Annotated in this window: 8 protein-coding genes, 1 rRNA gene and 1 other annotated feature; of the genes, 2 read left to right on the plus strand and 7 right to left on the minus strand. The window is 41.4% G+C overall.

Going from position 1 to position 7,990, the window contains the following annotated elements:
- From KQ486_RS04675 to KQ486_RS04695, 5 genes are all read right to left on the minus strand, one after another.
- A 16S ribosomal RNA gene (locus tag KQ486_RS04675) occupies positions 1-77 on the minus strand; the annotation flags it as partial.
- 245 nt (positions 78-322) lie between these two features.
- Positions 323-634, minus strand: coding sequence for a rhodanese-like domain-containing protein (locus KQ486_RS04680; protein ID WP_144089482.1), 312 nt, complete (start codon positions 632-634; stop codon positions 323-325).
- Positions 635-859: 225 nt separating this feature from the next.
- On the minus strand, positions 860-3,274 hold the full coding sequence (gene leuS / locus KQ486_RS04685) for a leucine--tRNA ligase (RefSeq protein WP_216686914.1): 2,415 nt from the start codon (positions 3,272-3,274) through the stop codon (positions 860-862).
- A 60-nt stretch (positions 3,275-3,334) separates the two neighbouring features.
- Positions 3,335-3,557 (minus strand) — a binding site (T-box leader).
- 58 nt (positions 3,558-3,615) lie between these two features.
- On the minus strand, positions 3,616-4,095 hold the full coding sequence (locus tag KQ486_RS04690; protein ID WP_216686915.1) for a GNAT family N-acetyltransferase: 480 nt from the start codon (positions 4,093-4,095) through the stop codon (positions 3,616-3,618).
- A gap of 21 nt (positions 4,096-4,116) precedes the next feature.
- The gene (locus KQ486_RS04695) at positions 4,117-4,410 is read right to left on the minus strand and encodes a hypothetical protein (protein ID WP_216686916.1); all 294 of its coding nucleotides are present in this window, start codon (positions 4,408-4,410) and stop codon (positions 4,117-4,119) included.
- Between the two features lie 86 nt (positions 4,411-4,496).
- Between KQ486_RS04695 and mnmM the strand changes: the two genes are divergently transcribed.
- Positions 4,497-5,060 (plus strand): tRNA 5-(aminomethyl)-2-thiouridylate-methyltransferase MnmM, encoded by a 564-nt coding sequence (mnmM, locus tag KQ486_RS04700; RefSeq protein ID WP_216686917.1) that lies wholly within the window; start codon positions 4,497-4,499, stop codon positions 5,058-5,060.
- Positions 5,061-5,063: 3 nt separating this feature from the next.
- Here mnmM and KQ486_RS04705 read toward each other — a convergent pair whose 3' ends face one another.
- Entirely contained in the window at positions 5,064-6,125 is a 1,062-nt protein-coding gene (locus tag KQ486_RS04705; protein WP_216686918.1) for a tetraprenyl-beta-curcumene synthase family protein, read from the minus strand.
- Positions 6,126-6,166: 41 nt separating this feature from the next.
- Complete coding sequence (locus KQ486_RS04710) at positions 6,167-6,958, minus strand: alpha/beta hydrolase (RefSeq protein WP_216686919.1); 792 nt, start codon at positions 6,956-6,958, stop codon at positions 6,167-6,169.
- Positions 6,959-7,039: 81 nt separating this feature from the next.
- On the opposite strand from KQ486_RS04710, the gene KQ486_RS04715 reads away from it, so the two are divergent.
- Positions 7,040-7,558: a gamma carbonic anhydrase gene (locus tag KQ486_RS04715; protein WP_216686920.1), complete on the plus strand. Its 519-nt coding sequence runs from the start codon at positions 7,040-7,042 to the stop codon at positions 7,556-7,558.
- Positions 7,559-7,990: the final 432 nt, after the last annotated feature.

Raw genomic sequence — 7,990 nt, forward strand, 5'->3', positions numbered from 1 at the left:
TGCTTCCCGCGCTCGACTTGCATGTATTAGGCACGCCGCCAGCGTTCATCCTGAGCCAGGATCAAACTCTCCAATAAGTGTTTGATTGGCTTCATAAAAAATTTCGTTTGTTTCTTTCCCAATCAAATAAGAAAGAAACCGAATTGACTTCAGGCTATTTTGTTTAGTTTTCAAGGTTCGAAATACTTTTGTTGCGTACTACTTAATATAGCACAGCTTCATTTGAATTGTCAACAAAAAAGTTGGTATCTCTTGTTTTTTTGACAACAGAATCTATTATACGGATTTAGTCGATTCATGTCAACGGCTTTTTAGAAGTTTTTTATTTGGATACGTCTCCGTCCCAATCAAGCATTCCGCCTTGCAGGTTTTTCACATTGTAACCTTGTTCTTCTAATTGTACTCCTGCTCTATTACTTCTTCCGCCAGATCGGCAAACCATTACATATTCTTTGTCTTTAGACAATTCACTAATGCGGGTTGGAATATCTCCTAGTTTAATATGTTTCGCTCCAGGAATAATTCCTTCCGCCACTTCATCATCTTCACGAACATCAATGATTTCTAAATCTGGTCGGTTCATCTCTTGCTTCAATTGTTCTTTGTTTATTAAGTCGATTTTCTTATCTTCCATCGAAAGTTCCTCCTTATGACGAAATGTATTCCTATTCTATATCCGAACCCGAGCTCATGTCAATAAAATACCACTTCCAATTTTTACTTCGTTATTCACAGCATCTATAGAAGAGAAATCTCTTCATATTAAATAATCACCCACTGTTCGACCTTTTATACAAAACAGATTAAAACAAAATAAAACCAGCCAGATCTCAAGCAGACCTGACTGGTAGTATAAAGTTTAATTCGCTACAATATTGACGAGCTTCCCTGGTACAGCGATGACTTTGCGTACCGTTTTTCCTTCAATCCATTCGTTGATTTTTTCATCAGCTAATGCGATTTTCTCTAGTTCTTCTTTCGTTGCATCTACTGGCACGGAAACTTTCGACCGAACTTTCCCCATGACTTGAAGTACAATTTCTACTGTATCTTCTGTCAACTTCCTTTCATCATACTCCGGCCATGTCGCATACGTAATCGAATCCTCATGTCCGAGCAGTGACCATAGTTCTTCACCTAGATGTGGTGCGATTGGAGAAAGCATTTTGACAAAGCCTTCAACGTAGTTTTTCGGAATGACTTCAGCTTTGTAGCCTTCATTTACAAAGACCATCAATTGTGAGATTGCTGTATTAAAATGAAGGTTTTCATAATCCTCGGTAACTTTTTTCACCGTTTCGTGATAAACCTTATCGAAGTTTTCATTCTCTTCGTCTTTCACAATTTCCTTCAAATTACCATCTTCGTCGACAAAGAGTCGCCAAACGCGATCAAGGAATCTTCTTGAACCGTCCAAACCATTCGTGCTCCAAGCAACGGATGCATCCAGTGGTCCCATGAACATTTCATAAAGACGTAGCGTATCTGCTCCGTGAGTATCAATAATATCGTCTGGGTTAACAACATTCCCTTTTGATTTACTCATTTTTTCGTTACCTTCACCTAAGATCATACCTTGGTTAAATAGCTTTTGGAAAGGTTCTTTTGTAGGGACAACGCCGATATCATATAAGAACTTATGCCAAAAACGAGCGTAAAGTAAATGCAGTACCGCGTGCTCGGCTCCACCGATATAAATATCAACTGGAAGCCATTTCTTCATTTTTTCAAAGTCTGCCAATGCATCTTCATTATGAGGATCGATATAACGAAGATAATACCAACAGCTTCCTGCCCATTGAGGCATTGTGTTCGTTTCTAGACGCCCTTTTTTACCGGTTTCTTTGTCTGTGACTTCTAACCATTCTTTAATATTGGCTAATGGTGATTCCCCTGTACCTGATGGCTTTACTTCGTCTGTTTCCGGAAGAATTAATGGAAGATCTTCATCATCAAGTGCAGACATCGTTCCGTCTTCCCAGTGTACAATTGGAATTGGCTCGCCCCAGTAACGTTGACGACTGAATAGCCAATCACGTAGTCGGTAAGTTGTTTTGCGTGTTCCGATTTTCTTATCTTCCAACCAGGCAATCATTTTCTCGATGGCTTCGTCTTTGTTCAAGCCGTTCAAGAAATCAGAGTTCACATGTGGTCCATCGCCAACATATGCTTCTTCCTCTATGTTTCCACCTTCAACGACTTCGACGATTGGCAGTTCAAATTTCGTTGCAAATTCGTAGTCCCGTTCATCATGCGCAGGAACAGCCATAATGGCCCCCGTTCCGTAAGACATCAGCACATAATCAGCAATCCAGATCGGCATTTTATCTCCACTCGCCGGATTGATCGCATAAGCACCAGTGAACACACCTGTTTTATCTTTAGCTAAGTCCGTTCGTTCAAGTTCACTTTTCGCCTGAACTTGATCTTGATATTGTTTAACGGCATCTCTTTGTTCATCCGTTGTAATTTTTTCAACAAGTGGATGTTCTGGAGAAAACACCGCGTACGTTGCACCGAAAAGGGTATCTGGACGTGTTGTAAAGGCATCAAAACTTTCATCAGTGCCTTCAATTTCAAACGTCAATTCAGCACCTTCCGATTTTCCAATCCAGTTTCGTTGCATATCTTTTAAGCTTTCAGGCCAATCCAAATCATCTAGGTCTTCTAATAGACGATCTGCGTATTCGGTAATACGTAAAATCCATTGACGCATTGGTTTACGAATGACCGGGTGACCTCCACGTTCACTTTTCCCGTCAATAACCTCTTCATTGGCGAGTACGGTACCTAGTTCTGGACACCAGTTCACTGGTACTTCATCCATATAAGCTAAGCCTTTTTCATACAATTTCTTAAAGATCCACTGTGTCCATTTATAATAGCTTGGATCTGTTGTGTTGATCTCACGGTCCCAATCATAGGAAAAACCGAGGGATTTAATTTGACGCTTAAACGTTTGAATATTTTTCTCGGTAAATTCTTTTGGGTCATTACCTGTATCAATGGCGTATTGTTCAGCAGGCAAACCAAACGCATCCCATCCCATTGGATGCAACACTTCATACCCTTGCATCCGCTTCATTCGGGAAAGAATATCGGTTGCTGTGTAGCCTTCCGGGTGACCGACATGAAGTCCTGCCCCCGATGGATAAGGGAACATATCTAACGCATAAAACTTTGGCTTATCTGAGTTCGTATCTGTTTTAAATGTTTTGTTCTCTTCCCAGAACTGTTGCCACTTTTTCTCAATATCTCGATGATTGTAAGACACAATCCTTCCTCCTTCACAACTGCTTTTCTTTTATAAAATATAAAAACTCCCGTCCAAAAAAATTAGGACGAGAGTTAACACCCGTGGTACCACCCAAATTAGTACGAATCGATCGTACTCACTTGATCCTTTAACGCAGGGGACGGCACAAACTACTGTCGAATTAATTTCATCTGTGCAACTAAAAGGGGAGTTCAAAGCAATGCAAGAGCAACTTTCACCAACCGCTGCCTCTCTGTAAGCTTGCTATCTGCCTTTACTAGTCCTTTATCATCGTTTCGTTTCTTATTTACTGTTGATTTTATGTAAGCCCCACGCTTTTGTCAAGACTTATCAATACCTTAACGTAAATCCTTCATATACCAGGCATCCATCGTAAAGTGGGATGACTGACCATACGGCTGATCGAGTTGATCAAAACCAAACCAATCATATAACCGGTTTGCCGCTTCTAGTTTTGTTGATGTTTCCAAATAGCAATAGTCATAATGCTTTTTAGCAAACTCAAGGGCGACATTCACCAATTTCACAGCTAAACCTTGACCTTGAAATTCTGGTTTTACATAGAGCTTTTGAAGCTCGCAAACTTGTTGTTCACGGTCGAACGCTGCAATCCCTACGCCACCAACAACCTCACCCGCTTCATTCACCGCAACCCAATAGCTGGCACATTCTTCTTGTTCGTAAAATTGTGCAAGCTCACCCAATTGCGGATCAAAATAGGCCGTACCGGGAATATCTAACTTAAATGATTCCAAGGAACGCTTGATAATTTCCGCCATTGCTTGATTGTCTTTTACTTCGATTTCACGAATTTCCATGATCTGATCCACCTTTATTTTCTATAGTAACCCAATAATAATGGGGATTATCATAAAGATAACCGCACTAAAGACTAGCAAATAAGTAACGGACTTAGGAAGCTTCACATTTTTACTTCCTTGGTACCATCCAGTAAATTGCAACTTATTCCGATATAAAACAAATACCAACAATAAAATTGCTATTGCTCCAAGCCACTTTAGCTCAATCGTCTGATCAATGGATGCATATATTTCATTCAATAAAAACCAACCAAGACCACCAAGCAAAAACATGATCGCTGTTATTCGGAATAATTCCAGTCCGAATCGCATATATCTTCCTCCTCGTCTCAAGTCTATTTAGAAGTTATAATAGAAGAAACATAAACATCGAAGACTTTAGATTGGAGAGAATCATTATGTTATCCATTATTCCATTTATTCATCAACTATTTACTGATACTATCCATGAAGGGGACATCGTCGTTGACGCAACGCTCGGAAACGGACACGACAGTTTAGTGCTTAGTAAACTCGTCGGAGACAATGGAAAAGTTTTCGCTTTCGATATTCAACAAGAAGCGATTGACCAAGCAAAACAACGATTCTCAGAAAACAACCGTCATAACATTTATACCTTCTTAAAAGGCCATGAATTAGCAACCGATATTCTCGATGAACATACAATTGACGAAATTGATGGAGCAATTTTCAACCTCGGCTATCTACCAGGAAGCGACCAGCAAATAACGACGACAGAAACAACGACGATTCAGGCCATTGAACGACTGCTCGATCGATTAAAATCAGGTGGCCATATTGGCATCGTCATTTATCCTGGACACCCAGAAGGTAGACAAGAAAAAGAGGCAGTCATGGATTATCTCCGTAATCTTTCATCGAAAATAGCAGACGTCGCCAAATACGAAATGGTTAACCGAAGTGAACGGGCACCTTTCGCGGTCGTCATTCAAAAAAAGTGACGACTAGCGCCGTTTCCACTTCCTGTACATTTTTCCGTTCCAATAGACTAAGCTTGCACGCCAGCCCGTTGCCTTGACCAATGATTGGACTTTGCCTCGCTCATACGGCAATTCATTTGCTTTACGGTCCGATAAATAGAGTCCAATCAGTCCATCGACAATTAAGCGATGGAACCTTTGGTCAGGGAGTCCCTTAGTCTCCACTTTAGCCCTCTCAATAAACGCATTCATACGAGAGAACAGCTGTTCATCCGCTTCATAATAAAAACAAAAATTCAAATCCCCTTCTTCTCGGTCCTCTTCTTGATCAATGAAGTAATCAAGCATGATATGTAGACCTTGAACATAAGGGAAATAGCTTGAAAAGACTTCCTCTGCGACATTTATACCGTTCAGCCCATAGGATATAATACAGAATATGCCGAGCGTTGACCCACTCGCAGCGGAAAATTCATACCACGACAAATCATCCGGCTCATATTCTTCTTCGTACCAGCTTTCCAAACGAGGTACTCGCTCCTCCTTTTTTACATGTTTATGTACTTGAAGGTCAATATATAAAGAAGCGAGCCGCTCCAATGATGGGTAAAGCTCTTCATAATTCGGAATTTGCTGGATGATCTCTTGGCATGCGTCAACCAATGCTTGTAAATAACCACCATCATCCTGTTCTTCACGCATTGCGTAAAAGTTTGTCTGTTCACCTGAAGTCCTCACCGGTTGCAACGCTTCTTGCATAGATACATGAAGTTGACGAAAATCTTGGGGATCGAGCGAGGTGCTTCGGTCACACAGATTATCCAAATAATCACTGATTGTTTGATAAGCAACAATAAAACGAATCGCGAGCTTCCAATCTTCATGAGCAAGTGTTGCGTAAATCGAACCACCTTCACAATGAAACGTTTTTGATTCAATACTGTTTAATGCTTGTGTTCGTAATTCTTCATTCGGAATAGCACGCGCTTTCTCTTTCCACTCTTCCAAACGGCGATTGACCTCTGGAAAAATATCAAAATAAGAAGATCGGATGACATCAAAAATTGATGTCGGCACTTTCGGCATGTTGATTCCTCCATTCAATGGCGCAATGTTTCTTATGATGTTTAGTGTGTCTGCTTTCGTTTTCCTTCAATAAATTGAACGATTTCTCGCATGACCTCTTCCCGTTCGGGTTCATTCAATAATTCATGGTATAACTCATCATATACATGGATGGACTTCTCATTAACCTTAATTTTATTAAACCAATTGATGCTGACATCCTTATCGACTAGGTGATCGACCCCACTTTGGAGCATCAATGTCGGGATGTTTTTATAGTTATTGACATCTTTATTGGCTTTTTCAGCCGCCTTTTGAAATTCCAAAAACCAACGGATGGAAACCTTCCTCAAGAATAATGGATCATCTTCATCCTTGGCGACGAATTCCTCATTTCGAGTTGCGACAGAAGATTTGATTCCTGTTTTAACGCGTAAGCTTGGATAGATCGGATTCACTAAACTGGCGATCGCACGCAGTACCTTATTCGGTCCAGAAGTAATCCCGACTGCAGGAGAAGATAGAATGACTCCATCAAGGGGGATGTTCATCGTTTGTACAAAACGAATGGAAATTAAACCGCCCATACTGTGTCCGAATAGAAATATAGGTAATTCATATGACTTCGCATGGTTAACCCACGTTTTTACCGTGTCGAGGTATTGTTGAAATGAACGAATATGGCCTCGTTTTGTTGGAATATTTTCGCCTTGACCAGGTAAATCACCATAAACAACATGATAATCATGTGAAATCAATTGCTCAACTACCCAATCATACCGACCAGAATGCTCGAATGCTCCGTGGACGATGACGATGACAGCCTTCGCATTTTTGGCTTCTCGAATTTTCACTGTTACCTGACCTCCTTAAACTGCATACACTCGTTGTTTTGTTATAATAATCATAGCATAGAAAAGAAAGGAAGGAATAATATGATACTCCCTTATAAAGATTTTTACCCTGAAATTGACGAGACTGCTTTTGTCGCTGAAGATGCCGTTATTTCCGGTGACGTGAAAATCGGCAAAAACGCAAGCATCTGGTATAAAACGGTGATCCGCGGAGATGTCGCACCAACAGTCATTGGAAATGATGTGAATATACAGGATCAATCGTTACTCCATCAAAGCCCGAATAATCCACTGATTATCGAAGACGGCGTAACGGTCGGACACCAAGTGATGCTGCATTCTGCAATCGTTCGCAAAAATGCACTAATTGGAATGGGTTCGACCGTTTTGGATGGTGCTGAAATCGGGGAAGGAGCATTTATTGGTGCTGGAAGTCTAGTCACACCCGGCAAAGTAATCCCTCCAAACACGATGGCGTTCGGCCGACCTGCCAAAGTGATTCGCGAGATTAATGAAGAAGATTTAAAAGAAATGGACCGCGTCAGAAAAAGTTATGTTGAAAAGGGACAGGTGTACAAGAAGATTCAGGAAGAAGGTTGATGAGCGCGCTTTCGTTTTCTCGTAGCTGGGCGCATATTTTTCTGAGTTGGGCGCATAAATCCGTTCGAGCGGCACATATTTTCTTGATCCGGGACCATATATCCAAAGTAAGGGCACATATCACGTAATGGAGGGCGCATATTTCCTACACTTGGGTGCATATCCACCTACGTCATCCAGCGGCAGATATTTCTCGTAGCTGGGCGCATATTTCTCTCGGTCGGGCTCATAAATCCGGCCGGGCGGCACATATTTCCTTGATCTGGGACCATATATCCGAAGTGAGGGCTCATATCACGTAATGGAGGGCGCATTTTCCCCTCACTTGGGTGCATATCCACCTACGTCATCCAGAGGCAGATATTTCTCGTAGCTGGGCGCATATTTCTCTCGGTCGGGCTCATAAATCCGGCCGGGCGGCACATATTTCCT

The sequence above is a fragment of the Allobacillus halotolerans genome, from assembly GCF_018967645.1.
GTDB lineage: Bacteria > Bacillota > Bacilli > Bacillales > Alkalibacillaceae > Allobacillus > Allobacillus halotolerans.

Coding starts and splice junctions, on each gene's coding strand:
- KQ486_RS04680 (WP_144089482.1), bottom strand. CDS start 634: ATGGAAGATAAGAAAATCGACTTAATAAACAAAGAACAATTGAAGCAA.
- mnmM (WP_216686917.1), top strand. CDS start 4,497: ATGTTATCCATTATTCCATTTATTCATCAACTATTTACTGATACTATC.
- KQ486_RS04705 (WP_216686918.1), bottom strand. CDS start 6,125: ATGCCGAAAGTGCCGACATCAATTTTTGATGTCATCCGATCTTCTTAT.
- KQ486_RS04695 (WP_216686916.1), bottom strand. CDS start 4,410: ATGCGATTCGGACTGGAATTATTCCGAATAACAGCGATCATGTTTTTG.
- KQ486_RS04690 (WP_216686915.1), bottom strand. CDS start 4,095: ATGGAAATTCGTGAAATCGAAGTAAAAGACAATCAAGCAATGGCGGAA.
- KQ486_RS04715 (WP_216686920.1), top strand. CDS start 7,040: ATGATACTCCCTTATAAAGATTTTTACCCTGAAATTGACGAGACTGCT.